A 23,026-nucleotide genomic window follows, 5' to 3' on the forward strand; every position below is an offset into this window, starting at 1 on the left:
TGCCTCCTGACTCGGCGCGGCAATGACGGCACGGCTCACCGTGCATCCACAGTACGCCGCCACGGTCGGCACAGCCCGGCGAAGCAGACCCAGGCCGCCAGGGCGCTGCCCAGCTGCACCACGGCCATCGGGACCGCCGTGTGCTCGCCCGCGATCCCGACGAGCGGCGAGGCGACGGCGCCCACCAGGAAGGAGGTCGTGCCCAGCAGCGCGGAGGCGGAACCGGCGGCGTGCCGGGTGCGCATCAGCGCGAGGGCGTTGGTGTTCGGCAGCACCAGGCTCATCGCCGCCATCAGCACGAAGAGCCCCGCGGCGACCGGCAGCAGCCCCACAGGACCGAACCACCCCGCGGTCAGCGCCAGCAGCACGGCCGCGGCCACGGTGATCACCGCGAGCCCGATCCCCGTCACCCGGTCCATGCTGACCCGCCCGACCAGGAGCTTCCCGTTGACCTGCCCGAGCGCCACCAGGCCCACCGAGTTGAGGCCGAACAGCAGGCTGTAGGTCTGCGGCGAGGCGCCGTAGATCTCCTGGACGACGAAGGAGGACGCCGAGACGTAGGCGAACAGCGCGGCGAAGGTGAAGCCGCCGGTGAGCATGTAGCCGGTGAAGGCGCGGTCCACGAGCAGCCCGCGCATCGCCCGCATCGTGGAGCCCAGCCCGCCGCCGTGCCGGTCGGCGGGGCTCAGCGTCTCGGGCAGGCAGCGCCACACCACGAGGGTGAGGAGCACCCCCACCACGGTCAGCACGACGAAGACCCCGCGCCAGTCCGTGATCCGCAGCACCTGACCGCCGATGAGCGGCGCGACGATCGGCGCGACCCCGGAGATCAGCATCAGGGTGGAGAAGAAGCGGGCCATCGCGACGCCGTCGTAGAGGTCGCGGACGATCGCGCGGGCGATCACGATGCCGGCCGCGCCGCTGAGGCCCTGCAGCAGCCGGAAGCCGATCAGCAGTTCCGTGGTGGAGGCGAAGGCGCAGACGGCGGTGGCCAGGACGTAGAGCACCATCCCCGCGAGCAGCGGGCGGCGGCGGCCCCAGCGGTCGCTCATGGGGCCGACGATCAGCTGGCCGAGGGCGAGTCCGAGCAGGCACGCGGTGAGCGTGAGCTGCACCGTGACGGCGGGGCTGCGCAGATCCTCGGTGACCTGCGGCAGGGCCGGCAGGTACATGTCCATGGAGAGCGCGGGGAGCGCGCTGAGTGCGCCGAGGAGGAACGTCACCATCAGGCTGGTGGCGGCTCCTGGGATCTCTCCGGCGCGTCGTACCGGGGTTGACGGCCCCGGTGTGGATATCTGGTCGGGCGGGGTCGCGCCGGCTTCCGGCATGGGTCTCTCTCCGTGGTGTGTGAATCGTTCTCTATGCTCTCAGCAATCACGAGGTGGTCGAGGCCAGGTGGGGGCAGATTCATGACGGAATCGGTCGGTTCCGGTAGGAAAGTGCGCTGGGGCATCCTCGCCACCGGCGGCATCGCCGCGTCCTTCGCGGAGGACCTGCGCGAACTCAAGGACGACGCCGAGATCGTGGCGGTCGGCTCGCGCCGGATCGAATCCGCGCGCGCGTTCGCGGACCGCTTCGGCATCCCGCGCGCGTACGGCAGCTGGACCGAACTCGCCGACGACGACGGCGTGGACGTGGTGTACGTCGCCACCCCGCACTCGGCGCACCGCGTCGCGGCCGGACTGTGCCTGCGGGCCGGACGGTCGGTGCTCTGCGAGAAGCCCTTCACCGTCAACGCGGTCGAGGCACGCGAGCTGGCCGACCTCGCCCGGGCCCACGGACGCTTCCTGATGGAGGCGATGTGGACCTACTGCAACCCCGTGGTGCGGCGGCTGACCGAACTGGTCGCGGACGGGGCGGTAGGCGAGGTCCGCAGCGTGCACGCGGACTTCGGGCTCGGTGGCCCCTTCGAGCCCGGCCACCGGCTGCTCGACCCGGCGCTCGGCGGCGGCGCCCTGCTGGACCTGGGCGTCTACCCGGTCTCCTTCGCCCACCTGCTGCTCGGCGAGCCCGACGAGGTCCAGGCCTGGGCCCACCTCACCGAGCAGGGCGTGGACGACAACACCGGCATGCTGCTCGGCTACGACAGCGGCGCCATGGCGGTGCTCAGCTGCTCCCTCACCGCGGACACCGCCCAGACCGCGGTGGTCACCGGCTCCAAGGGGCGGATCGAGGTCCCGGCGAGCTTCTTCCACCCGGACCGCTTCGTGCTGCACCGCGAGGGCCGCGAGCCGGAGGAGTTCGGCGCCCCGGACGACGGACTGCGCGGGCTGCAGCACGAGGCGGCCGAGGTCATGCGGTGCCTGCGCGCGGGCGAGCGCGAGTCCCCGCTGGTGCCGCTGGAGGGCAGCCTCGCCGTCATGCGCACGCTCGACACGGTCCGGGACCGCATCGGCGTCCGCTACCCCGGCGAGGACTGAGCGCCTCAGGTCTCCCGCAGACCGGGGTCGCCGGCCTCGGTCACGAAGGACGCGGCGGTGGTCAGGCCGGCGCCCGGGGTGGTCACGGAGTCGACCGTCTTGAAGTCGGCCCGCGCCTCCTCGGCGTCCAGCCGGACGGTCAGGTAGCCCCGGCGGCCGTCGTAGAACCGCAGGTGCGGGTTGGCGGTCATGAGCTCCGACCAGTTGGACGGGCGCGGGGAGCCGTCGCGGCCGCTGCTGATCGAGCTGGTGACCAGCTCCGTGCCGATCGTGCGCGAGGTGGGGTCGTCCCAGTCCGCCTTGATGTCCATCGCGAAGTGGACGTGCACGTCCCCGGTGAGCACCAGCAGGTTCTCCACGCCCGCGGCCGCCGCCCCGGTCAGCACCCGGTCCCGGCAGGCCGGGTAGCCGTCCCAGGTGTCCATGCTGAGCGGCGAGGCGACCGCGGTGGTGCTCTTCCGGCGGGACAGCACGACCTGCTGCGGGACCACGTTCCAGGTGGCGTGCGAGCCGCGGAAGCCGTCCAGCAGCCAGCGCTCCTGGCTCGCCCCCATGATGGTGCGCGCCGGGTCCTGCGACTCGGGCCCGGGGAGGTGCCAGCGGCCCCGGTGCGCCTGGTCGCTGCGGTACTGGCGGGTGTCGAGGATGTCGAACTGCGCGAGCCGTCCGTAGTGGAAGCGCCGGTAGAGCGTCATGTCCGGGCCCTGCGGGAGCTGCGGGAGGCGCAGCGGCTGGTTCTCCCAGTAGGCGCGGTAGGCGGCGGCGCGGCGGACCAGGAACTCCTCGCCCGGGCCGCCGTTCTCGTCGGAGCCGCCCGCGTAGTTGTTCTCGGTCTCGTGGTCGTCCCAGGTGACGAACCAGGGGAAGGCGGCGTGCGCGGCCTGGAGGTCGGGGTCGGACTTGTAGAGGGCGTACCGCAGGCGGTAGTCCTCCAGCGTGACCGTCTCCTTGGCGAACCAGGGCGGCAGGGTCCGGTCGGTGTAGGCGCGGGCGCCGCCGGTGGCGCCGACGGCGTACTCGTAGAGGTAGTCGCCGAGGTGGAAGACGGCGTCGACGTCCTCGTCCGCGAGGTGGCGGAACGCGGTGAAGTAGCCGTCGTGGTAGGCCTGGCAGCTCACCGCGGCCAGCCGCATCTCGTACGGGAGCGAGCCCGGCGCGGGGGCGGTGCGGGTCCGGCCCGGGGGGCTGGTCCAGGAACCGGTGCGGAAGCGGTAGTAGTACACCCGGTCCGGCGCGAGGCCCCGGACGTCGACGTGCACGGTGTGGTTGAACTCCGGGTGCGCCGTGGCGGTGCCGCGGCTGACGACACCGGCGAACCTCTCGTCCCGGGCGATCTCCCACTGGACGGGCACCCGCGCGTCGGGCATCCCGTTGGCCGGCGCCGGCTCGTACGGGCGCGGCGCGAGCCGGGTCCACAGCACGACCCCCGTTGGCGTGGGGTCCCCCGAGGCGACGCCCAGGGTGAACGGGTCCTCGGTGATCGCCCCGGGCACCGCCTCGGCCGCCTGCGCGGCACCGGCGACGGGCAGGTTCGTGCTGAACGCGAGAGCCGCGGCGGCCCCCGTGACGGTCAGGAAGCGGCGGCGGTCGAAGAGGGCGGCGGCGGCGCGCAGCGTGCGGTCGTGGCGGCCGTGGGCCTGCGGGTGCGTCACGTGTCCCTCCCCGGCGGTGGGTTCGTGGCCCCGGTCGCGTGGCCAGGGGGAGCCTACGTTGACGCGTACACGCCATTACGTCGACGCGCGCACCGGTTCCCGGAACCCCCCGTTCGGCCCACGGCGCCGCCGCCTCGCTGTTGACGCCGCGTCACTTCCGCGACCCGGAACGGCCACCCTAACCGCGCCTGCGCACCCCCGCGACGCGAAGCCCCCCGTCCGGGGAGCCCCCGCGCACCGCACCGGCCGGGGCGCCCGCCGCCAAGATCACCCTGACCGGCGACACCGGACTCCGCCGGTCACGCGTCAGGGGGACTGACATGACGGCACGTCATATGAGTGAGTACGTGGGCCCGTACGGGTGCGGGGAGTCCGGATGCACGTCGGTGCGGCGCTGGTGGCGAGGGGTGACGATGCGTCACGACTTCTGGACGGTGCGGGACATCGGGGCGGCTGCTCCGAACGAGCCCACGGGCCGGGGGCGGCTAACGGGAGAGACGAACGTCTTGCCCTCGTACCGGCGAGGCACCCCGCGACCCGCGTACGCACGCCTACCGCCCCCGCCACACCGGCGTCGGCGGGCTCGACGGGACGGGCCGGACGGCGGGCGACTCAGCGGCCCGCGACCCCACCGGCACCCTCACCGCACCTGCGGAAGGCGGGCGGAGCCGCCCGAACGGCACCCCCACATCACCGGCGTCAGCCGCACACCAACCGCCGGCCGGCGGACACCCACCACGTCGGCCGCGAGGCTACGCGGCCCCGTGGGCCGGGGCGACGCCCTCGACGGGGCGGGCCCGGACAACCGGGCGAAGCCTGCTGCGGCGGACCGCACGGCGGACCCTCAGCGGCCCGCGACCCCACACCGACAAGACTCACCACACCCGTGAGGGCGAGCGGAATCATCCACAACGGACCCCGCGACACCACGGGTCCTCGCCCCACCGGCGTCAGCCGCACACCGCCTGCCGGCCGGCGACGCAGACCCGCCCGCACCCCCACCGCATTCGTGAGGGACGGGCGGAGCCACCCCGGCGGGCCCCAAGCACGGGCACCCCCACATCACCGGCGTCGGCCGCACACCAACCGCCGGCCGGCGCACACCACGTCGGCCGCGGGGCTACGCGGCCCCGTGGGCCGGGGCGATGTCCTCGATGCGGCGGGCCAGGCCGAAGTCCCGTTCCGTGAGCCGGCCGCCCGCCGCGTGCGTGGTGATGGTGACGGCGACCGTCTGGTAACCCAGCGTCAGATCGCTGTGGTGGTTCAGCTCGTCCTGGATCTGCGCGATGTGCATCACGAGGACCGCCGCGGGGATGTGCGGCAGCCGGTACGTGCGCTGCAGGCTCGCGCCGTCCTCCGAGAGGGACCAGCCGGGCAGCTCGGCGAGGCGGTCCTCGATCTCCTTGTGCGACAGGGGCTCGGCGTAGGGTGACATGGTTTCATCGTGGCACCGCATACCCTGCGGAGCCATGACTGAGATCGCGGGAAATGGGACGGGTGCGGCGCTCCGGGTCGCGGTGGTGACCGGGGCCGGGTCCGGCATCGGCCGGGCGGTCGCGCGCGAACTGGTGGCCTCGGGATGGGCCGTGGCGCTGGCCGGTCGGCGGGAGGAGGCGCTGCGCGCCACCGCCGGCGGGCTGCCCGAGGCGACGGTGGCGGTCATCCCGACGGACGTCACCCGCCCGGACGCGGTGGACGCGCTGTTCGCCGCCGTCGGCGCCCGCTTCGGCCGCGTCGACCTGCTGTTCAACAACGCGGGGACGGGCGCGCCCGCCGTGTCCCTGGACGAGGTGACGTACGAGCAGTGGCGTGCCGTCGTCGACGTCAACCTCACCGGGGCGTTCCTGTGCGCGCAGGCCGCCTTCCGCTCGATGCGCGCGCAGCGGCCGCAGGGCGGGCGGATCATCAACAACGGGTCGATCTCCGCGCACACGCCGCGGCCGCTGAGCGTGCCGTACACGGCGACCAAGCACGCCGTCACCGGGCTGACGAAGTCCCTGTCGCTGGACGGCCGTCCGTACCGGATCGCCTGCGGCCAGATCGACATCGGCAACGCGGCCACGGAGATGACGGAGCGGATGGCCGCCGGGACGCTGCAGGCGGACGGGCGGCTGACGACCGAGCCGCTGATGGACGTCACCCACGTGGCCCGTACCGTCGCGCACATGGCCTCGCTGCCGCTGGAGGCGAACGTGCAGTTCGCGACGGTGATGGCGACGACGATGCCGTACATCGGCCGCGGCTGAGGACGCGGCCGAGGACACGCCGGGACGCCGCCGGGAGCACCGCCGCGGATCCCTCGGGCCCGCGGTCCGGGCCACAGCCACCCGCGGCCGGATTCGACCACTTAACCCCCGGAAATGGTCAAGTCCGAAATACGTCCCATAGGACCGCTTGCGTCGCGTTACGTTGCGGCATGCTCTCCAAGCACCACCGCGACGTATGGTCAGAACCGCCCGCAGAAGAAGCCGGGTCCGAGGCCGGGACCCCCGAGCCGGAGACCGAGCTGATAGCGCTGCCCGGCCCCGTGTTCGTCGATTCCAGCGGGAGACGGGCCCGCGCGGTACGCAGGGCCGGCTGGGCCATCGGCGCGGCATGCTCCGTCTACACGGCGGCGCTGGCACTCAGCCTCTCCGGCGCGACGCCGATCGCGCCGAAGACGCTGCTGCCGCTGCCGGGGGTGCCGAGCACAGCGCCGGACGACGCGGGCTCCTCGGGGACGGGGGAAGTCGACGAACCGGCCGACCAGGCCGCACCCCCGGCGACGGCGGGCTTCATCCGGGCGGGGGCGGCCGCCGCGCCGTCCCCGTCCGGTACGGCCCGCCCCGCGTCCTCCCCCACCCCCAGCGCCTCCCCGACCAAGCGCCCGGCCAAGGGCGGCGGCGCCCCCGGTACCCCGCGGGCGACCGCGGGCAGCCCGGCCGCCACGTCCCCGTCCGTCGGCACGACCCCGTCGGAACCCGCGCCGTCCGGCTCGCCCTCGGGCCTGCCCAGCGGTTCCGCGTCCCCCGCGCCGGGTGCCTCCGACGCCCCCGTCGAGCAGCCGCAGGCCGGTCAGTGATCGCCCTGCGCCCCCGCCTCGTCATACCCCTGCTCGCCCTCGTGGTGCTCGTCTGCGTCCTGCTGCTCGGCGGCTACGTGCGCGGCGACTTCGAGGCCGACCACCGGGTCCACCCGCCGGTCGCGACGGACAAGGTGCCGGAGGCGGTGCTGGAGGGCGGGCCGGTGGTGGACGCCACCGGTGACAGGCCCCGCTCGTACCGCACCCCGGACCGCACCGTCGCCCTCACCTTCGACGACGGACCCGACCCGGTCTGGACGCCGAAGGTGCTCGACGTGCTCGCGCGGCAGCACGTACGGGCCACCTTCTTCGTGACCGGCGGCATGGCCGCCCGGCACCCCGGGCTGATCCGGCGGATGGTCGCCGAGGGCCACGAGATCGGCGTGCACACCTTCTCCCACCCCGACCTGGTCTACCAGTCCCCGGGGCGGATCGACCGGGAGCTGTCGCAGACCCAGCTGGCGCTCGCGGGGGCCGCCGGCATCCACACCTCCCTGTTCCGGCCGCCCTACTCCTCCACCGCCGACGCGCTGGACGACCTGTCCTGGCCCGTCGTCCAGCGGGTCGGCAGGCAGGGCTACGTGACCGCCTTCATCGACCGCGACGCCGAGGACTGGCGGCGGCCCGGCGTGCAGGCCATCGTGGACGCCTCCGTGCCGGACGAGCCGGGCCGGGGCGCGATCGTGCTCCTGCACGACGCCGGCGGCGACCGTTCGCAGACCGTGGCCGCGCTGGACCGGCTGATCCCGCAGCTCAAGGAGCGCGGCTACCGCTTCGACACGGTGGGCGGGGCGGTCGGCGCCACGTCCACCAACAACAGGGTCGGCGGCTCGGAGCTGTGGAAGGGGCGGATCTTCGTCGCCGCGGTGGAGCTCTCCGAGGCCGCGGTCCCGGCGCTCGCCGTCCTGCTCGCCGCGGTGGGCCTGCTGGTGCTGGCCCGGTTCGCCGCCATGCTGGTGCTGGCCCGCCGGCACTCCCGGCAGCGCCGGGCACCGGGCTTCACCTGGGGACCGCAGGTCACCGAGCCGGTGAGCGTCATCGTGCCCGCGTACAACGAGAAGGAGTGCATCACCCACACCGTGCAGTCCCTCGCCGCGAGCGACCACCCGGTGGAGATCGTGGTCGTCGACGACGGCTCGACCGACGGCACCGCCGACATCGTGGAGGCCCTGGACCTGCCGGGCGTCACCGTCGTTCGGCAGCCCAACAGCGGCAAGCCCGCGGCCCTCAACAACGGTGTGGCGCACGCCCGGAACGACCTGATCGTGATGATGGACGGCGACACCGTCTTCGAGCCCGCCACCGTCCGCGAACTGGTGCAGCCCTTCGGCGACCCGCGGGTCGGCGCGGTCGCCGGCAACGCCAAGGTCGGCAACCGCACCCGGATGATCGGCCGTTGGCAGCACATCGAGTACGTGATGGGCTTCAACCTCGACCGCCGCATGTACGACCTGCTGCGCTGCATGCCCACCATCCCCGGCGCGTGCGGCGCCTTCCGGCGGGACGCGCTGCGCGACGTCGGCGGCATGAGCGACGAGACCCTCGCCGAGGACACCGACGTCACGATGGCGATGCACCGGGCCGGCTGGCACGTGGTGTACGCGGAGCGGGCCCGCGCCTGGACCGAGGCGCCGTCCTCGGTGCGGCAGTTGTGGAAGCAGCGGTACCGCTGGAGCTACGGCACCATGCAGGCGATGTGGAAGCACCGGGGTGCCGTCCTGGACCGCGGGCACTCCGGGCGCTTCGGCCGGGTCGGGCTGCCGCTGGTCGTCCTCTTCCAGGTGCTCGCGCCGCTGCTGGCGCCGCTCATCGACGTGTTCGCGATCTACGGGCTGGTGTTCATGGACCCGTTTCGCACCGCGCTCGCGTGGGCGGGCGTGCTCGCTGTGCAGGCCGCGTGCGCGGCGTACGCCTTCCGGCTGGACGGCGAGCCGCTGCGGGACCTGTGGCCGCTGCCGCTCCAGCAGGTGCTGTACCGGCAGTTGATGTACCTGGTGCTGCTGCAGTCCTGCGTGACGGCCGTCAACGGCGGCCGGCTGGGCTGGCACAAGCTGCGCCGTACCGGCGAGGTCGGCGCGCCCACCGTCGGCAGCGGCACCGCCGGCCGCGCCTGAACACCCGTATCCCCCGGAGGAGTTGCCCCATGGCCGACGCACGCGAGGCGGGAGCCCCCGCGGCCCCGCCGCGGCCGGCGGCCGGTGCCGATGCCGGCAACGGCACCGGCACCGGCACCGGCACCGGGACGCACGTACCGGGTCCGCGCGGCTCCGCCTCCGCCGCTCCCGCCGCCGCCCCCACAGGGGGCGGCGGCGGGGGCCGGGACCGCTACCTCGACCTGCTCCGCGCCCTCGCCCTGGTGCGGGTGGTCGTCTACCACACCTTCGGCTGGGCCTGGCTGACCCTGCTCTTCCCCTCCATCGGCATCATGTTCGCCCTGGCCGGGTCCCTGGCGGCGCACTCGCTGCAGCGGCCCGCGCTGTCCGTGGTGCGCGGCCGGCTGCGGCGGCTGCTGGTGCCGTTCTGGCTGTTCGCCGCGGCCGTGACCGCCCTGATGCTGCTGCACGGCTGGCGGCCGCACTCCTGGCACCGGATGCTGCTGTGGATCCTGCCGCTGGCGGACCCGCCCGGCACCGCCTGGGCCGAGCAGATCATCGCGCCGCTCTGGTACATCCGCACCTACCTGTGGCTCGTGCTGCTGTCCCCGTGGCTGCTCAAGGCCTTCCGCGCGGCGCCGCGCTCCTGCCTCGCGGCGTGCGGCGCACTGGTCGTCCTCGCCCAGTACGACCGGCTGCCGATCGCCGAACCGGCCCTCACCCCGGTGGTCGACCTCGTCACCTTCGCCGCCTGCTGGCTGCTGGGCTTCGCGCACCGGGACGGCCTGCTGGACGCCCTGCGGGCCCGCACGGTGGTCGCCGCGGCCGCGCTCTGCCTCCTCGCGGGCGGCTGGTTCGCGTACGCCCACCCCACCGACGAGGGCATCGACCTCGGTGAGATCCCGCTGGCCCAGGCACTGTGGTCGGCCGGTTTCGTCCTCCTGCTGCTGCGCTTCCGGCCGCGCCGGATGAGCCGGGTGCCCGGCGCCGACGGGGCGGTCGGACTGCTCAACGCCCGCGCCGTCACCGTCTACCTGTGGCACGAGGTCGCGCTGTTCGCCAGCGTCCCATTGATCGACCTGATGTGGGACGTGCCCTTCTTCGAGGCCCATCTCCCGCTGGACGCGACCTGGTTCCAGTTCCTCGTCGTCTGGCCGCTCATCGGCGCGGCCGTCGTCCTGGTCGGCTGGACCGAGGACCTCGCCTCCCGGCGCCGCGCGCGCCTGTGGCCGGCGGGCGCCGGGAAGCGCGGCGGAAAGCGTGGTGGCAGGCGCGGCCGGCGCGCCCGCGGCCGCGCCGCCGGGGCCCGCTGAGTCACCCCGGCGCCCGGACGTCGTCCGCACCGGGACCGGGCGGCGTCCGGTCCCTCCCGCCGAACAGCAGGACCCCGCCCGCCAGGCCCCCGAGCAGCCAGACGAGGAGCATCGGCGTCGTCCGGCCGAACGCGAAGAGGGCCGCGAAGGCGACGAGCGCTCCCATGAGCACGACCACCGCCGTCCGCCGGACGCCGCCGCCCCGCGCCCACTCGACGCGGAGCAGGCCCGACCGCCGCCAGAACGTCCACAGCGCCAACCCGCCGGCGAGGACGCCGAACAAGGCCACGGGGAGGGGCGGCCGGGGCATCGGCTCCGGCGCCGCCGGGTCCCGTACGAACATGAGCAGGCCGGACACCAGGGCCACCGGCCCGGCGAGGGCGAACACCCCGGCGACGAGTCGGAGGAACCCGACCCCCACGGCCGGCGGCCGGCTCCCGCCGAACGGCAAGGAGCGTGCGGACATCGCGTGGAAGCGACGCGCCGCACCCCGGAAGTCGGTCGCGACGATCCAGCCGAGGCCGCTCGCTCCGAGCCCCCACACCAGCAGGAAGAACCCGCCGCCGTCACCGCCGCCCGCCATGTGGGCTCCTCTCCCCGGGACCACTGCACGACGAGGCTGGCAGACCGGCGGGGCGCGGGCATTGCCCGTTCCCGGCAGTGTTCTCGCGCGTCCGGCGCCGGATCGGCGGCGAACGGCGCCCGCCCCGGCCCCGGCGCCCGGACCGGCCTGCGCACGTCGCCGACGGCGTCCACCGCCCGGTGACCGCTTGCCCCCGGCTTCCGGGCACCCACCGCGGCGCCTGCGGCAGGGCCTCCCGTGACCCCGCGCCTCACCGGCCGCCGCGCAGCCGGCGGCCCTTGTCGATGACGCGCTGGACGGCGTCCACCATGAACTCCTCGGCCGCGCGCACCTCGTGGGCCGCGCCGAGCAGGCCGGCGGTCCTGGCGAGGAGGCGTTCGGTGTCCTCGTAGCCGCGGGCCCGCAGCCGTTCGAAGGTCGCGGGTGAGAAGTCCAGCAGCCCGCTGGGGGTGCCCAGGGCCCCCTCCGGGGTGAGCGGGCGGGACGGGCGGACGCGCAACAGGGTCAGCCCGGGGTGCTCGATCTGCCGGACCGTCTCGCCCGGGGCGAGCTGCACGACGATGACGATGTCGCAGCGGTCGAGGTCGGCCAGCGCCCGGATCGGCGTGTTGTCCCGGCCGAGCATGCCGTCGCGGTAGTACTCCCCCGCGACCTGGCGCGGCGCGAACAGGAACGGCAGCGCGGCGCTGCCCAGCACGGCCTCCTTGATCTCCGCGTGCTCCAGGCCGTTGAGGTGCAGGATGCGCGAACGGCTGCCGAGGAGGCCGGCCAGCCACTCGGCGGCCATCTGGCCGGCCCGCAGGTGCGGCAGCGGGTGCGGGGCCAGGACGGGGTACGCCGCGACCCGCATCGTGACGGCCGCGGGGTGCCGCAGCGCGGCCGCGTCGATGGCGTCGTCGGCGAGCCGTTCCAGGTCGCCGTGGGCGCCGAGGAGGCGCGCCACCCGGGGCGCGAGGTTGCCGAACCTCTGCAGCAGCGACTCGGGGACGGGCCCGTCCGGGCCGGCGGCGGAGCCGAACGGGGCGTCGCCCATGCGGGAGGTGAAGTCCCGCCAGAGTGCCGCCAGCCGCGCCGCCCCCTCCCGCAGGGACGGCGCGCCGGCCAGCGCGACCCCGTTGAGCGCGCCGATGCTGGTCCCGGCGATGGCGGTGATCCGCGCGCCGTGGTGGGCCAGGCACTCGACCGCGCCCACCTGGTAGGCGCCCTTGGCGGCGCCGCCCGCCAGTACCAGCCCGAACCGGTGCGAGGCCGTCCCCTGTGCGGTCTCCCACCGGTCCGGCGCCGGTACCACCCCCGTGCCCGGGCCCGCCGCCGTGCCGTACTCCGGCAGCGGCGCGGACCCGATGCCCGCGGCACGGCGCCGCAGGTCCCCGAAGCGGTCCGGCCGCGGACCGCCCCCGTCGTGGGGCCCGATGCCCGGACCGGGTCCGGCGGGCCCGGTGCCCCCCACCCCCCGGACCTCCCCCTGGTGCTCAGGCATCGGGCCCTCCCCCTTCCCCCGTCCCCCGTCGCTTCTCGGTCTCGGTGCGCAGCGCGGCGCGCGCCTGGCGGGCGGCGTCGGCCTGTTCGTGGACGACGCCGCGGACGAACTCCTCGTGGGTCACCGCCGGTACGTGGCCGCAGTCGCGCCGGGCGTCCTCGACGGCCGCCCGGGCCGGGTCGTCCGGACGGCGCGCGGGCGGCCGGGTGGACAGGTCCAGCGCGCGGGCGACGGCGTAGCCGATCGGCCGGTGCGGCGGCCGGAGCCGGGCGGACAGGCCGATGCCGGCGACCTCGGCGACCATCCGCCGCTCGTCGGGGTCCGGCATGTCGGCGATGATCCGCTCCAGCAGGGACCGCACCGGCCTGCGGTGCGGCACGGGGAGCGGATCGGCGGCCGGGGTGCGGCCGCCGGGGGCCGGCCGTGGGCCCCGGGCGCCGCGTGCGGTCTCCTCCGCCACCCGGTAGGCCGGCGCCGGGGGCGTGGGCGGCCCGGGATCCGCCACGGGCCTGGCCGGCCAGTACGCCTCCGCCCCCGCCGCCGCGCGGGGGTCGGCGAGGATGTCGTCGGCCAGGCGCTCGCGCCAGCCCTCGTCGCCCGTGACGAACTCGTGCAGCCCCTGCCGCCCGGTCGCGCACTCCCGGGCCAGCAGCAGCACCTGGCACGGCCACGGCAGCCCGGCGTAGGCGCCCTGGTGGCGCCAGCGCCGTACCGCCGTGTCGCCGTCGGCCCAGGCGGACTGCCACAGTTCGGTGGCGAGCACCCGCCGGTCCAGCTCCAGCAGGGCGCGGGCGTGGGTGTCCAGGATCCGCTCGTGGCCGTCGAGGCGTTCGTCGATCTCGGCGAACCTGCGGTCCACGGCGTCGATGAACTCGGCCAGCACGGCGGCCAGTTCGCGGATCTCCCGGAACGCCTGGCGGTTGGCCTCGCGCAGTTCCAGCACGCTGTCCTGCAACTGCTCTACCTCCATGGCGAGCAGGCCCACCGTGAGGTCGGTGAACGCGAGGTGCCGGGCGGTCTCCTGGGCCCAGGCCACCATCCGGCGCTGGGTGAGGGCGAGCGCGGCCTGCGACTCCAGGGCGCGCTGCCGGTCCTTGCGGTTCCAGCCCAGGATGACCCGGCTGAAGAAGCCGTGCTCGACCCGGGCCGCGGTCAGGTTCTCGGCCGTCTCCAGGCCGTCGACGATCTCGGCCAGTGCCCGGTTGCCCGCGATCGGGATGCGCCTGCGCAGTTCCCGCAGGTCGACGTCGCGCACGGCGGATCAGCCCTTTCCGCCGCGCAGGGCGAACACCGTGGGTTCCAGGACGCGCAGTCCGGCCGCCCGGTACGCGGGGCACACCACGAACGCCACGGGCCGCCCCGGTTCGCAGGTGGGCCACAGGATGTGGTGGTCGGGGTCGGCCGTGGTGCCGGCGGGCAGGTCGAAGACGAACTCGACGGGGTGGCCGGTGGCGGCCATGGCCCGCAGCAGGTCGCCCGCCTCCTGCCCGACCCGGTCCAGCAGCCTGCGGCCGCGCCGGTCCGGCTCGATCCGGCCGCCGTCGGTGACGATCCGGTTCAGCTCCGCCAGGTCCGGCTCGCCGGTGCCGAAGAGCGCGCCGCACATCTGCCGTACCAGTTCGGCCTCCCGCAGCACCACGTCGTCGCCGCCGTCGGCGGCGGTGCGCGGGCCGATCACCTCGGGGAGGCGCTGGGTGAACAGCGCCTTGAGCCGGTCGGCGAACGCGTAGTGGCTCAGGGCCCGTTCGTCGGTCAGGTCGGTGCGCTCGCTGACCTGGCCGGCCCGCATGAGGTCCAGCACCTCGTCGTGCTCGGCGAGCCTGCGCGCCGCTGCCTCGGCCGCCGCCTCGCCGGCCCCGATGCGTGCGGAGAGGGAGTCGTGCAGGCGCGACAGCCCGTCGATCCGGCTGAGCGCCGACTCCACGCGCCCGGCCAGCTCCTCCAGTGCGGCCTCGGCGGCCTCGGCGCGGGCGGGGAGCCCCGTCAGGGCGCCGATCCGGGCCCCGAGGCGGGCCTCGCGGCGGGTGGTGTCCTGCTCCAGCGCGGTCAGCCGGACCTCCAGCTTGTCGAGTTCGGCGATCCGGTCCAGCAGTGCGGACAGCCGCTCCCAGTCGGCGCGCGGCACCGCCACCGTCGCGGGGGTCCTGGCGGGTGCCGTCCCGGAGCCCGCCACCTGCCGCTGCGGCAGCGGCTGCCGCTGCCCCTGTCCTTGTCCTTGTCCCTGCCCCTGCCCCTGCCCCTGCCTCCGGTCCTGTTCGTGGTCCGGCCCCTGGTCCTGCCGTGGTGGCGTCCTCGGCAGGGTCCGCCGCTCCGCCGTACCGGCACCGCTGTCACGGCCACCACCGCCGTGCCCGGCGCCGGCGTCCTCGCCGTCCCCACGGTCGCCGGCGGGTGTCGCCGGCTCCGGCTTCCGGAACCAACCGCGCATGCTGTCCCCCTCCTCCTCGGCGCGTTCCTCGCTGTCGTCCGCACCGCTCATCTGCCGTCGTCCCTACATGCGGTCGAAGTCGACACGGACCTTGTGGCTGCCGCCGGTCGCCGGGTCGAAGGCCTCCACCTCGATCTCGGAGCGGCCGAAGTAGAACAGCAGCCGGATCGGCCGCTCCCGCAGCGGCCGCCCCACGGTCTCCCCGATGTCGACGGTGAGCCGGCCGATCTCCTCGCAGCCGTCCTCGTCCACGTAACGGGGCTCGGCCTTGACGGTGCGGTGGATCCGCAGCTCGATCTGGGTCTGGTCCTCCCGGGTGGGGAGGATGGTGAACGGGAACGCGTCCTTCACCCGCACGCTGTCCAGCCGCCGCACGGCCACCGCGAAGCGGCCCACGCAGAGGATGTCGCCGTCGTCGTCGCGGAACATCCGCATCGGGGAGTCGACGCTCTCCTCGAACAGTTTCGAGGTCTCGAAGCCGTAGGTGTACTTGGCCTGCCGCGACAGGAACACCCGCGGGTTGTAGGCGAAGTGCGTGGCGCCCTCCAGCACCGCCAGCGCCGGGTCCGGCGGCACCAGGATGCGGTGCCGGGACCCGAAGTGCCGGTGCATGCGCTCCCGCAGCCACTGGGACTTGGCGAACCCGCCGACCAGGACCAGCGTCTCCGACCCCGTGGCGCCCGCGCCCGCGGCCTCCCCGCTGGTGCGGCGGATGGCGGCGAGCTGCTCCTCGACCTTGTCGAGGATGCCCTCGACCACGCTGTCCAGGAGGACCTCCACCTCCTCCGGCGCCAGCACCAGCCGCTGCGGACGGCCGCCCGCCTCCTCCGTCAGCCGGGCCCTGGTCCCCTCTTCCAGCAGCTGCCACACGGTGACGGGCAGGTCGATCCGGACGGTGTCCATGATGTGCGGGGTGCCGTCCTCGTCCCACTCCACCTCCGCGGTGGTCTGGGCCCGCTCCCACTGCTCGGACAGCTCCAGCAGGTCCCCCGAGTGCTCCCGCTCCAGCCGCTTGAGCAGCTCGGGACCCAGCCGCTTGCCGAGGGCCTGCTCGCGGAAGGCCTGGTTGACGTACTCCGAGCCCAGCCGGCCGCCGGTGGCCACGCCGATCTCGCGGAGCGCGATGAGCTCCGCGGCGTCGCTGGAGGTCTCGTACGCCGTGATGTCCACGGTGCCGCCGCCGCAGTCGACGACCATGAAGCGGAAGCCGTCCACGTTCAGCTGCAGCCGGTCGCGCAGGCCCGTGCCGTCGGTCAGGTCGGCCATCCGCAGGTAGCAGTAGAGCGCCGCGGCCTCCGGCTCGATGGACGGCAGCAGCCGCTCAGGGTCGTCGGGGAAGCCTGCCTCCACCGCGGCGCGCCGCATCGCGGCCCGGTCCTCGTCGTCCCAGATCGCCGGGACGGTGATGCACCAGCGGATCTCCCGCTCGGCGTAACCCGCGTCCTTGACCTGGGCGACGGCCAGTTCCCTGATCTCCCGCAGGTAGGCCGTGATCAGCTCGCGCACCCGGCCGCGGTCGCCGAGGTCGACGATGCCGCCGGTGGTCGGCATGTCCACCGGGCCGCCGTCGTCCTTGAGCGCCATCTTGAACGCGTAGGCGTAACCCAGGCCGTCCGTGCGGCCCGCGTCGGAGGCCTCCGACCACTGCTTGCGGGCCTTGTGGCCCCAGGCCACCGTGGTGCCCTCCGCGTCGACCAGCAGCGCGGTCAGGTTCTTCGGGTAGTCCACACGGTGCTCGGGGAACCGGCTGTAGAAGGTGATCCGCCGGGACTGCGGATCGTCGTTCAGCGGGGTCACCACCGACCAGGCGAAGCCGGTGCCGTGCGTGCCGAAGTCGACGGCCGCCACCACCTTCGGCCTGGCCGCCGCCCCTGGCGTCCCGAAACCGCTCATCGGTCAACTCCCCCCGGTCGAGGGCCGTCCGTACCCGCCCCGCACCTGACAGGCTCCCCCAATTCCGTAGTTATCCGGAGGGCCCGGGTGTTGCCAGGGCATATTTGGCAACAGTGGCCGGGCAGGCACCGGGCGACGGACGACGGAGGCGGCCCTTGCAGGCGCAACAGAACGGCTTCGGGCAGGAGTTGCGCCGCAGGCGCCAGGCGGCCGGGAGGTCGCTGGGCGAGCTGGCGGAACGCGTACCGTGCAGCCGCAGCTTCCTGAGCCGGGTCGAGAACGGCCAGCGCCGCCCGACGTACGAACTGGCCGAGAGGTGCGACGACTTCCTCCAGGCCGGGGGTGAACTCCTCAGCCTCGCCCCGTGCCGCGGCCGGCCCGCGGGCCCCGGGGCGGCAGCAAGGAGCGCGACGGAGTCCGCGGCCCGGCCCGTACGGCGTCCAAGCTGGTCGACCGCACCGCCGCCGCGCCACCCGACGCCCCCGCCCCGGCCTCCGGGTACGGCGAGGAGTTCGACCGGCTGGTCCGGCGCGGAGACCTGCGGCACGCCGCGGGCCGGATGCGCGAGGCGGACCGCTGCTACCGGGAGGCGCACCGGCTGGCCGACGGGCAGCCGCGCGCCCAGGCCCTGGCCGTGGTGCGGATCTGCCGCCGCTGGTCCGACCCGGGCCAGGTCGACCGGGAGCTGCTGCACCTGATCGGCGACAGCCTGGCCGCCCTGCGCGACGACCCCGCTCTCGAGGCCGGGGCACTGCGCCTGCAGCTCAACGCCCACCGGGCGAAGAAGCTCTCGATGGCGGTCAGCGCCGACACCGCGGTGGCCCGGGCGGGCCCGGACAGCGGCGCGGCCCTGGCCCGGCACACCCTGCACGGCCTGGACCGGGCGGACTCCGCGGGCACCGGCGGTGTCAGTGAGGAGGTGCGCTGCGAGGTGCTGACCGAGTGCCGCTGGGGCCTGTACGACTTCGCGCCCGCCGCCGCCTCCCTCACGCTGTCGGAGCGGCTGCGCGACGCCGCCGTGCGCCAGGGCTCCGCGCACTTCCGGGGCGAGGCGCTGATGGCGCTGGCCGTCGACCAGCTGCGCATGGGCCGGGTCTACCCGGCGCTGTCCACGGCCCAGGAGCAGCGCCGGCACGCCGCCGCGAGCCGCAGCGAACTGGCCCGCTGGCAGCAGCGCACCCTCGACACCACGCTCGACCTGTGGCGCGGCCGGTTCGCGGCCGCGGCCGACTGGATCCTGCGGGAGTCCGCCGAGTACGCCGACCGGCTCGCCGCCGACCTCGACGTACCGGCCGGCAACTTCCGGCAGACCCGGATGGGACAGGCGTACTGGCTGCTGCGCGAGCAGGGCCGGATGCACGAGCTGTTCGCGGGCGGCCTCGCCGACGACGTCCAGGAGCACGGCTACTTCCCGGTCTGGCGGGCCGGGCTCGTCCTCGCGCTGTGCGAGACCGGCGCCCTGGACCAGGCCGCCGACCAGCTGCAGGCCTTCGCCGACGACACCGACGGCTTCCGCGCCCTGCCACCGCACGGCTGGGCGGTGCCCACGCTCGCCCTGCTCGCCGAGGCCTGCGCCGCGATCGGCGACCACGCCGGACTGCGGCCCCTGGTGACCCGGCTGCGCGAACGGCTGGCCCCGCACAACGGCACCGGCATCGCCCTCGCCGGCTGGCCCACGGTGCTGGTGACGCCCACGGCCCAGGCCTGCGGTGTGCTCGCCCTGGCCGCCGGGGAACCGGACGCCGCCCTCGCGCACTTCCGCCTGGCGGCCACCCCGGCCCGTACCTCCGCCCCGCAGCTCGCCCGCCTCCGCCTCTGGCAGGCCCGCGCCCTGCGCGCCTCCGGCCGCCCGGAGGCCGCCGCCGAGGCCCGGCGCATGCTGCGCCCGGCCCGCGCGGTCGCGGAGGAGTACGGGATGGCCCGGCTGGCCGGGGAGTGCGCGGCCCTCCTGGCGGAGGCCGGCGCGGTGGGGTGAGGCAGACGAGTCGAGCTGTACGCCGGGTTCTGTCCCCGGTCGGCCTCGCGGCCGGCCGGGCGACGGCCATCCATCTAGGGCCGGCGTTGCCGCCGGCCTCGTGCGGTCTACCCGCGGACTCGGGCGGGCAGCCCTCGAACGTCCGCGCAGGACCGTCTCGCGACGGCCCCTCTTGACCTTGCTCCGGGTGGGGTTTACCTAGCTGCCCAGGTCACCCTGGGCACTGGTGGTCTCTTACACCACCGTTTCACCCTTACCGGGAGCCTCGCGGCCCCGGCGGTCTGTTTTCTGTGGCACTGTCCCGCGGGTCACCCCGGGTGGGCGTTACCCACCACCCTGCCCTGTGGAGCCCGGACGTTCCTCGGCAGGACCAGGGTCCTGACGCGGCCGCCCGCTCGGCTCGTCTGCCGTGCCGACCATCGTAGTCGACGGGAAGGTCAGCCGAACTCCGAGGTGTCGAGCTCGAAGGAGAACGGCGCGGGGAGCGCGATCGACTTGCCCACGGGCACCCGGCAGTGCTGCAGGTAGTCGTCGTCCACCGGCTCGGCGAACAGCGTCACGGCGCCGTTCTCACGGTCGATCAGCAGGTAGAGCGGAATGGCCCCCTTGGCGTAGCAGTGGCGCTTGGTCCCCCGGTCCCGCTCGGGCCTGCCCGAGGTGACCTCCACGACCATGGCCACGCCTTCGCAAGGCATCCACGTGCTGTCGTCGTCGAAGAGGTCGAGGTCCAGCGGCGCGAACGTCACGTCCGGAATGAGGTGGTTGCGCGGGCACAGGCCACCCCGTGGGACCTCCAGGCCGCAATTGCCGGCGAAGTCCATCTCGGTCGCCGACTTGTGCATCACCTGCCGGACGAACCGGCTGATGTTCCTCTCGTGCCGCGGGGACGGCGGCGGACTCACGACGATTTCCCCCTCGATCAGCTCGGCCCGGAAACCCTCCGGGGTCTCCAGCGCCAGGAAGCCCTCCAGGAGAAGTTCCTCCTGTGACAGCGGCTCGTGCGGCATGGCGGTCATCGCGCCCCTTCCTGGTCCGGCAGCGAGCGTAGGGATCCGGGGGGTGGTCGCAGATCCGTACGGAGGCTTCTCACCCGATCGTGGCACACGGAGCTACGCCGGGGTGAAGAGCACCGTGTGGCGGCCCGGGTCGGCCTGGGTGAGGCGGACGGGGAGCGGTTCGCCGAGCGGGAGGGGAGCGGTGCCGCCGCGGACGCGGCCGACGACGGCCGGGTCGCGCAGGTGCACGGTGCCGGCGGTCGGGTCGGCATCCTTGACGTCGATGACGTAGGCCTCGAAGACCTCGCCGACCCGGTCCTTGAGCAGGGCGGCCTCGACCAGGTCTACGGAGGCGCTCTCGAGGGTGCCCGCGAGGTGCGAACCGCCGCGCATGTCGCGGGGCAGGTCGCGGAAGGCCGCCTCGACCCACTCCGGCGGCTCCTGGCCGGCCACCGCGGCGAGGCAGAACTCGGCGGCGTAGCGGTCGACGAGCCGCCGCAGGGGCGCGGTGCAGTGCGTGTACGCGTCCGCCACGGCGGCGTGCACGGCCGGCTCGGCGGGGTGGCCGGGCCAGAAGGGCGTGTAGTCGGCGCCGCGGAACAGGCTGGTGGCCTCGTGCAGGAAGGCCGCATGGGTGGTGCGCTCCGGGTCCAGGGTGCGGACGAGCTCCGCGTACGAGGTCATGTGCGGCCAGTCGATGCGCAGCGCCGCCGCGACCCTGCGCAGCCGCGCCACCTCCCCCTGCGGAGCGACCGGGAGCGTACGGAGGATGCCCGTGCCGGAGCGCAGCATCACGCCGGCCGCGACCATGCCCGTCAGCAGCGAGATCTGGGCGTTCCAGGCGTCGACGGGCAGCGGCGCCCGGTACCGCAGCGCATAACCCCCGTCGAGCTCCACGACCTCCTGCTCGGGCACGTTGAGGGAGATGCCGCCGCGGGCCCGCTCCTGCTCCTCGCGCAGCCGTCCCACGGTGCGCAGCAGCGCCACGGGCTCCTCCGCGGTGCCGGCGTCGATCGCGTGCTGCACGCCCGCGTAGTCGAGCCGGGCGCGGCTGCGGACGAGCGCGCGGCGCACGTCGACGTCGGTCACCGTGCCGTCGGCGTCGAGGTCGATCCGCCACAGCACGGCGGGCCGGTCCTGCCCGGCCAGCAGACTGGCCGCCCCCTCACCGAGCACGGGCGGGTGCAGCGGCACCCGGACGTCGGGGTAGTAGAGGGTCTGCACCCGCCGGTGCGCCTCGGCGTCCAGCGCCCCGCCGGGCGCGACGAAGGCGGCGGCGTCAGCGATCGCGTACGACACCCGGTAGCCGCGACCGCCCTCCCGGGCGGCGATGTGCATCGCCTGGTCCAGGTCGAGCGACCCGGGCGGGTCGACGGTGAAGAACGGCACATCGGTGGCGTCGTACGCGGGCAGCCGCGGATCGCGCGCGGCCTCCGCGGCCTCCGAGAGCACCGCCGCCGGGAAGTCCCGCCGCACGTGCAGGTCGGCGCGGAGCGCGTCCAGCGCGGACCGCAGCTGGACTCCGTCGGCGGTGGTGACGCGCAGGGGACGACGAGGCATGGGGCGAGCCTAAGTCGCACGGTCGTAGGCTGCACTGCACCGGGGAAACGTGAAGGAGAACAACTGTGCTCGTCCTGCTACCGCCGTCCGAGGGCAAGGCCACCGACGGCACCGGCCCCGCCGTCGACCTGGGCTCCCTCTCCCTGCCCGGGCTCACCACGGCCCGCGCGACGGTGCTGGACGAACTGGTCGGCCTCTGCGCGGGCGGCGACGAGGACAAGGCCGCGGAAGTCCTCGGGCTCAGCCCCGGGCTGCGCGGCGAGATCGCCCGCAACGCGGGGCTGCGCGACGCACGGACCCGGCCGGCCGGCGAGATCTACACCGGCGTGCTCTACGACGCGCTCGGCCTGGACACCCTGGGCGCCGCCGCCCGGCGCCGCGCCGCCCGGTCCCTGCTGGTCTTCTCCGGGCTGTGGGGCGCGGTCGGCATCCGGGACGCGATCCCGGCGTACCGCTGCTCGATGGGCGTGCGACTGCCGGCGCTCGGGGCCCTCGCGACGTACTGGCGCACGCACCTCGCCGAGGCCCTCCCGGACGCCGCGGACGCCGCCGGCGGCGGCCTGCTGCTCGACCTGCGGTCGTCGGCGTACGGGGCGGCGTGGAAGCCGGCGCCGCGCAGTGCGCTGGCGGGGCGGACGGCGACGGTGCGGGTGGTGCAGGCGGAGACGCGGAAGGTCGTCAGCCACTTCAACAAGGCGACGAAGGGGCGGATCGTGCGGGCCCTGCTCGAGTCCGGGGCCCGCCCCAAGGACCCGGGCGCGCTGGTCGTGGCGCTGCGGGACCTGGGCTTCACGGTGGAGGTGGCTGCGCCGGGGCGGCTCGACGTACTGGTCACCGACGTCCACTGAGTTGTGTGCCCGGGGTTGTGTGCCCGGGTTGTCGGGTGCGGCTCGGTTGTCGGGTGCGGGCTGTTTGCGCCTGCGGCGGGCGTCCACCCGCCCTCCCGCCCGATTGCCCGGCGCGATTGGTGCGGGCCTGCGCAAGTTCGTCGGGGGTCGGCGCCGCGCCGGCGCACTCCCCCAACCTTCGGCCGGGGGGACCCCCAGAACGCTCGCGGTTTGCGTCCACATCATTCGGCACCGCGTCCGCCGCTCGTCGTTTCCGGGCGCACCCCGACACACCCCCTCCCGTTGTATGGGCGCACAACGGCCGGTGGGGGGTCAGATAGGCACGCGCGGCAACCCCGGACCGCCTTCGCACCGCGTCCGACTGTCGTGCGCCTCGACTGCCGGAGGAGACATGGCGGGTGCCTTACGGGGGTTGCCCCAGCTCGCACCGCTGCCCCACGTTGCTCCGCTCGCCGGCTGCGCGGCCGCCTAGAGCCGCGGCAGCCGGTCACCGAGAGTGGGCGAGATCCCCTCCTCCAGCCAGTGGAGGAGGGCCCGCAGGTCCGCCGCGAGCCCGTCCTCGATGTACGCCGCGTAGTCGACGACGGCGGCGGCAAGGCCCTGTCCGGCCCAGTCCGCCTCTTCCCAGCAGCGTTCCCCAGCCGACAGGTATGAGGTGATCCGGCCGCGCTCGCGCCACCACTCCCGGACGGACTCGACGGTCCAGTGTGCGTCGCCGTCGCAGG

General features: G+C 74.8%; 18 protein-coding genes, 1 other RNA gene and 1 pseudogene. 8 read left to right on the top strand and 12 right to left on the bottom strand.

Going from position 1 to position 23,026, the window contains the following annotated elements; translation table 11 throughout:
• Positions 1-35: 35 nt before the first annotated feature.
• A complete protein-coding gene (locus ACFZAU_RS24575) occupies positions 36-1,226 on the bottom strand; it encodes a multidrug effflux MFS transporter (protein WP_500553949.1) in 1,191 nt (396 codons plus the stop codon).
• A gap of 183 nt (positions 1,227-1,409) precedes the next feature.
• Here ACFZAU_RS24575 and ACFZAU_RS24580 point away from each other — a divergent pair, with 183 nt between their 5' ends.
• Complete coding sequence (locus ACFZAU_RS24580; RefSeq protein ID WP_500553950.1) at positions 1,410-2,420, top strand: Gfo/Idh/MocA family protein; 1,011 nt, start codon at positions 1,410-1,412, stop codon at positions 2,418-2,420.
• A 5-nt stretch (positions 2,421-2,425) separates the two neighbouring features.
• Here the strand turns inward: ACFZAU_RS24580 and ACFZAU_RS24585 are convergent, their stop codons facing one another.
• The gene (locus tag ACFZAU_RS24585; protein ID WP_500553951.1) at positions 2,426-4,072 is read right to left on the bottom strand and encodes an alkaline phosphatase D family protein; all 1,647 of its coding nucleotides are present in this window, start codon (positions 4,070-4,072) and stop codon (positions 2,426-2,428) included.
• 1,120 nt (positions 4,073-5,192) lie between these two features.
• On the bottom strand, positions 5,193-5,507 hold the full coding sequence (locus ACFZAU_RS24590; protein WP_499598417.1) for a 4a-hydroxytetrahydrobiopterin dehydratase: 315 nt from the start codon (positions 5,505-5,507) through the stop codon (positions 5,193-5,195).
• Positions 5,508-5,541: 34 nt separating this feature from the next.
• Here ACFZAU_RS24590 and ACFZAU_RS24595 point away from each other — a divergent pair, with 34 nt between their 5' ends.
• The 4 genes from ACFZAU_RS24595 to ACFZAU_RS24610 all read left to right on the top strand — a co-directional run bounded on the left by ACFZAU_RS24595 (position 5,542) and on the right by ACFZAU_RS24610 (position 10,539).
• On the top strand, positions 5,542-6,318 hold the full coding sequence (locus ACFZAU_RS24595; RefSeq protein ID WP_500553952.1) for an SDR family oxidoreductase: 777 nt from the start codon (positions 5,542-5,544) through the stop codon (positions 6,316-6,318).
• Positions 6,319-6,488: 170 nt separating this feature from the next.
• Positions 6,489-7,133 (top strand): hypothetical protein, encoded by a 645-nt coding sequence (locus ACFZAU_RS24600; protein WP_500553953.1) that lies wholly within the window; start codon positions 6,489-6,491, stop codon positions 7,131-7,133.
• Positions 7,130-9,247 (top strand): bifunctional polysaccharide deacetylase/glycosyltransferase family 2 protein, encoded by a 2,118-nt coding sequence (locus ACFZAU_RS24605; RefSeq protein WP_500553954.1) that lies wholly within the window; start codon positions 7,130-7,132, stop codon positions 9,245-9,247. The genes ACFZAU_RS24600 and ACFZAU_RS24605 overlap by 4 nt, the downstream gene beginning before the upstream one ends.
• A 29-nt stretch (positions 9,248-9,276) precedes the next feature.
• Complete coding sequence (locus tag ACFZAU_RS24610) at positions 9,277-10,539, top strand: acyltransferase family protein (protein ID WP_500553955.1); 1,263 nt, start codon at positions 9,277-9,279, stop codon at positions 10,537-10,539.
• A gap of 1 nt (position 10,540) precedes the next feature.
• Here the strand turns inward: ACFZAU_RS24610 and ACFZAU_RS24615 are convergent, their stop codons facing one another.
• The 5 genes from ACFZAU_RS24615 to ACFZAU_RS24635 all read right to left on the bottom strand — a co-directional run bounded on the left by ACFZAU_RS24615 (position 10,541) and on the right by ACFZAU_RS24635 (position 16,923).
• Positions 10,541-11,122, bottom strand: a complete 582-nt coding sequence (locus ACFZAU_RS24615) for a hypothetical protein (RefSeq protein WP_500553956.1) — start codon at positions 11,120-11,122, stop codon at positions 10,541-10,543.
• A 250-nt stretch (positions 11,123-11,372) separates the two neighbouring features.
• A complete protein-coding gene (locus tag ACFZAU_RS24620) occupies positions 11,373-12,602 on the bottom strand; it encodes a patatin-like phospholipase family protein (RefSeq protein ID WP_500553957.1) in 1,230 nt (409 codons plus the stop codon).
• Positions 12,595-13,857, bottom strand: a complete 1,263-nt coding sequence (locus ACFZAU_RS24625; protein ID WP_500553958.1) for a hypothetical protein — start codon at positions 13,855-13,857, stop codon at positions 12,595-12,597. Before ACFZAU_RS24625 ends, ACFZAU_RS24620 begins: the two co-directional genes overlap by 8 nt.
• A gap of 6 nt (positions 13,858-13,863) precedes the next feature.
• Positions 13,864-15,081, bottom strand: coding sequence for a hypothetical protein (locus ACFZAU_RS24630; RefSeq protein WP_500553959.1), 1,218 nt, complete (start codon positions 15,079-15,081; stop codon positions 13,864-13,866).
• A 12-nt stretch (positions 15,082-15,093) separates the two neighbouring features.
• Positions 15,094-16,923 carry an Hsp70 family protein gene (locus ACFZAU_RS24635; RefSeq protein WP_500553960.1) on the bottom strand — a complete coding sequence of 610 codons (1,830 nt, stop codon included), beginning with the start codon at positions 16,921-16,923 and terminating at the stop codon, positions 15,094-15,096.
• A 113-nt stretch (positions 16,924-17,036) separates the two neighbouring features.
• Here ACFZAU_RS24635 and ACFZAU_RS24640 point away from each other — a divergent pair.
• Positions 17,037-17,264 (top strand): annotated as a pseudogene (locus ACFZAU_RS24640) (helix-turn-helix domain-containing protein); the annotation flags it as partial.
• Between the two features lie 23 nt (positions 17,265-17,287).
• A complete protein-coding gene (locus tag ACFZAU_RS24645) occupies positions 17,288-18,898 on the top strand; it encodes a hypothetical protein (RefSeq protein ID WP_500553969.1) in 1,611 nt (536 codons plus the stop codon).
• Positions 18,899-18,900: 2 nt separating this feature from the next.
• On the opposite strand, the gene rnpB is transcribed toward ACFZAU_RS24645, so the two are convergent.
• The 3 genes from rnpB to ACFZAU_RS24660 form a co-directional block, all read right to left on the bottom strand.
• An RNA gene (gene rnpB, locus ACFZAU_RS24650) (RNase P RNA component class A) lies at positions 18,901-19,301 on the bottom strand.
• 34 nt (positions 19,302-19,335) lie between these two features.
• A complete protein-coding gene (locus ACFZAU_RS24655; RefSeq protein WP_500553968.1) occupies positions 19,336-19,905 on the bottom strand; it encodes a Uma2 family endonuclease in 570 nt (189 codons plus the stop codon).
• Between the two features lie 102 nt (positions 19,906-20,007).
• On the bottom strand, positions 20,008-21,453 hold the full coding sequence (locus ACFZAU_RS24660) for an RNB domain-containing ribonuclease (protein WP_500553961.1): 1,446 nt from the start codon (positions 21,451-21,453) through the stop codon (positions 20,008-20,010).
• A 65-nt stretch (positions 21,454-21,518) separates the two neighbouring features.
• On the opposite strand from ACFZAU_RS24660, the gene yaaA reads away from it, so the two are divergent.
• Positions 21,519-22,301, top strand: coding sequence for a peroxide stress protein YaaA (gene yaaA, locus ACFZAU_RS24665; protein ID WP_500553962.1), 783 nt, complete (start codon positions 21,519-21,521; stop codon positions 22,299-22,301).
• A gap of 468 nt (positions 22,302-22,769) precedes the next feature.
• Here the strand turns inward: yaaA and ACFZAU_RS24670 are convergent.
• Positions 22,770-23,026 (bottom strand): hypothetical protein (locus ACFZAU_RS24670; protein ID WP_500553963.1); only part of this gene is annotated, 257 nt, incomplete at its 5' end.

The organism is Streptomyces sp. NPDC008238, from assembly GCF_042956445.1.
GTDB lineage: Bacteria > Actinomycetota > Actinomycetes > Streptomycetales > Streptomycetaceae > Actinacidiphila.

What these genes read in the sequence shown, in the direction of transcription:
- ACFZAU_RS24635 (WP_500553960.1), bottom strand. Translation starts at nt 16,923, where the DNA reads ATGAGCGGTTTCGGGACGCCAGGGGCGGCGGCCAGGCCGAAGGTGGTG.
- ACFZAU_RS24620 (WP_500553957.1), bottom strand. Translation starts at nt 12,602, where the DNA reads ATGCCTGAGCACCAGGGGGAGGTCCGGGGGGTGGGGGGCACCGGGCCC.
- ACFZAU_RS24600 (WP_500553953.1), top strand. Translation starts at nt 6,489, where the DNA reads ATGCTCTCCAAGCACCACCGCGACGTATGGTCAGAACCGCCCGCAGAA.
- ACFZAU_RS24660 (WP_500553961.1), bottom strand. Translation starts at nt 21,453, where the DNA reads ATGCCTCGTCGTCCCCTGCGCGTCACCACCGCCGACGGAGTCCAGCTG.
- ACFZAU_RS24655 (WP_500553968.1), bottom strand. Translation starts at nt 19,905, where the DNA reads ATGCCGCACGAGCCGCTGTCACAGGAGGAACTTCTCCTGGAGGGCTTC.
- ACFZAU_RS24580 (WP_500553950.1), top strand. Translation starts at nt 1,410, where the DNA reads ATGACGGAATCGGTCGGTTCCGGTAGGAAAGTGCGCTGGGGCATCCTC.
- ACFZAU_RS24575 (WP_500553949.1), bottom strand. Translation starts at nt 1,226, where the DNA reads ATGGTGACGTTCCTCCTCGGCGCACTCAGCGCGCTCCCCGCGCTCTCC.
- ACFZAU_RS24610 (WP_500553955.1), top strand. Translation starts at nt 9,277, where the DNA reads ATGGCCGACGCACGCGAGGCGGGAGCCCCCGCGGCCCCGCCGCGGCCG.
- ACFZAU_RS24615 (WP_500553956.1), bottom strand. Translation starts at nt 11,122, where the DNA reads ATGGCGGGCGGCGGTGACGGCGGCGGGTTCTTCCTGCTGGTGTGGGGG.
- ACFZAU_RS24590 (WP_499598417.1), bottom strand. Translation starts at nt 5,507, where the DNA reads ATGTCACCCTACGCCGAGCCCCTGTCGCACAAGGAGATCGAGGACCGC.
- ACFZAU_RS24595 (WP_500553952.1), top strand. Translation starts at nt 5,542, where the DNA reads ATGACTGAGATCGCGGGAAATGGGACGGGTGCGGCGCTCCGGGTCGCG.
- ACFZAU_RS24630 (WP_500553959.1), bottom strand. Translation starts at nt 15,081, where the DNA reads ATGAGCGGTGCGGACGACAGCGAGGAACGCGCCGAGGAGGAGGGGGAC.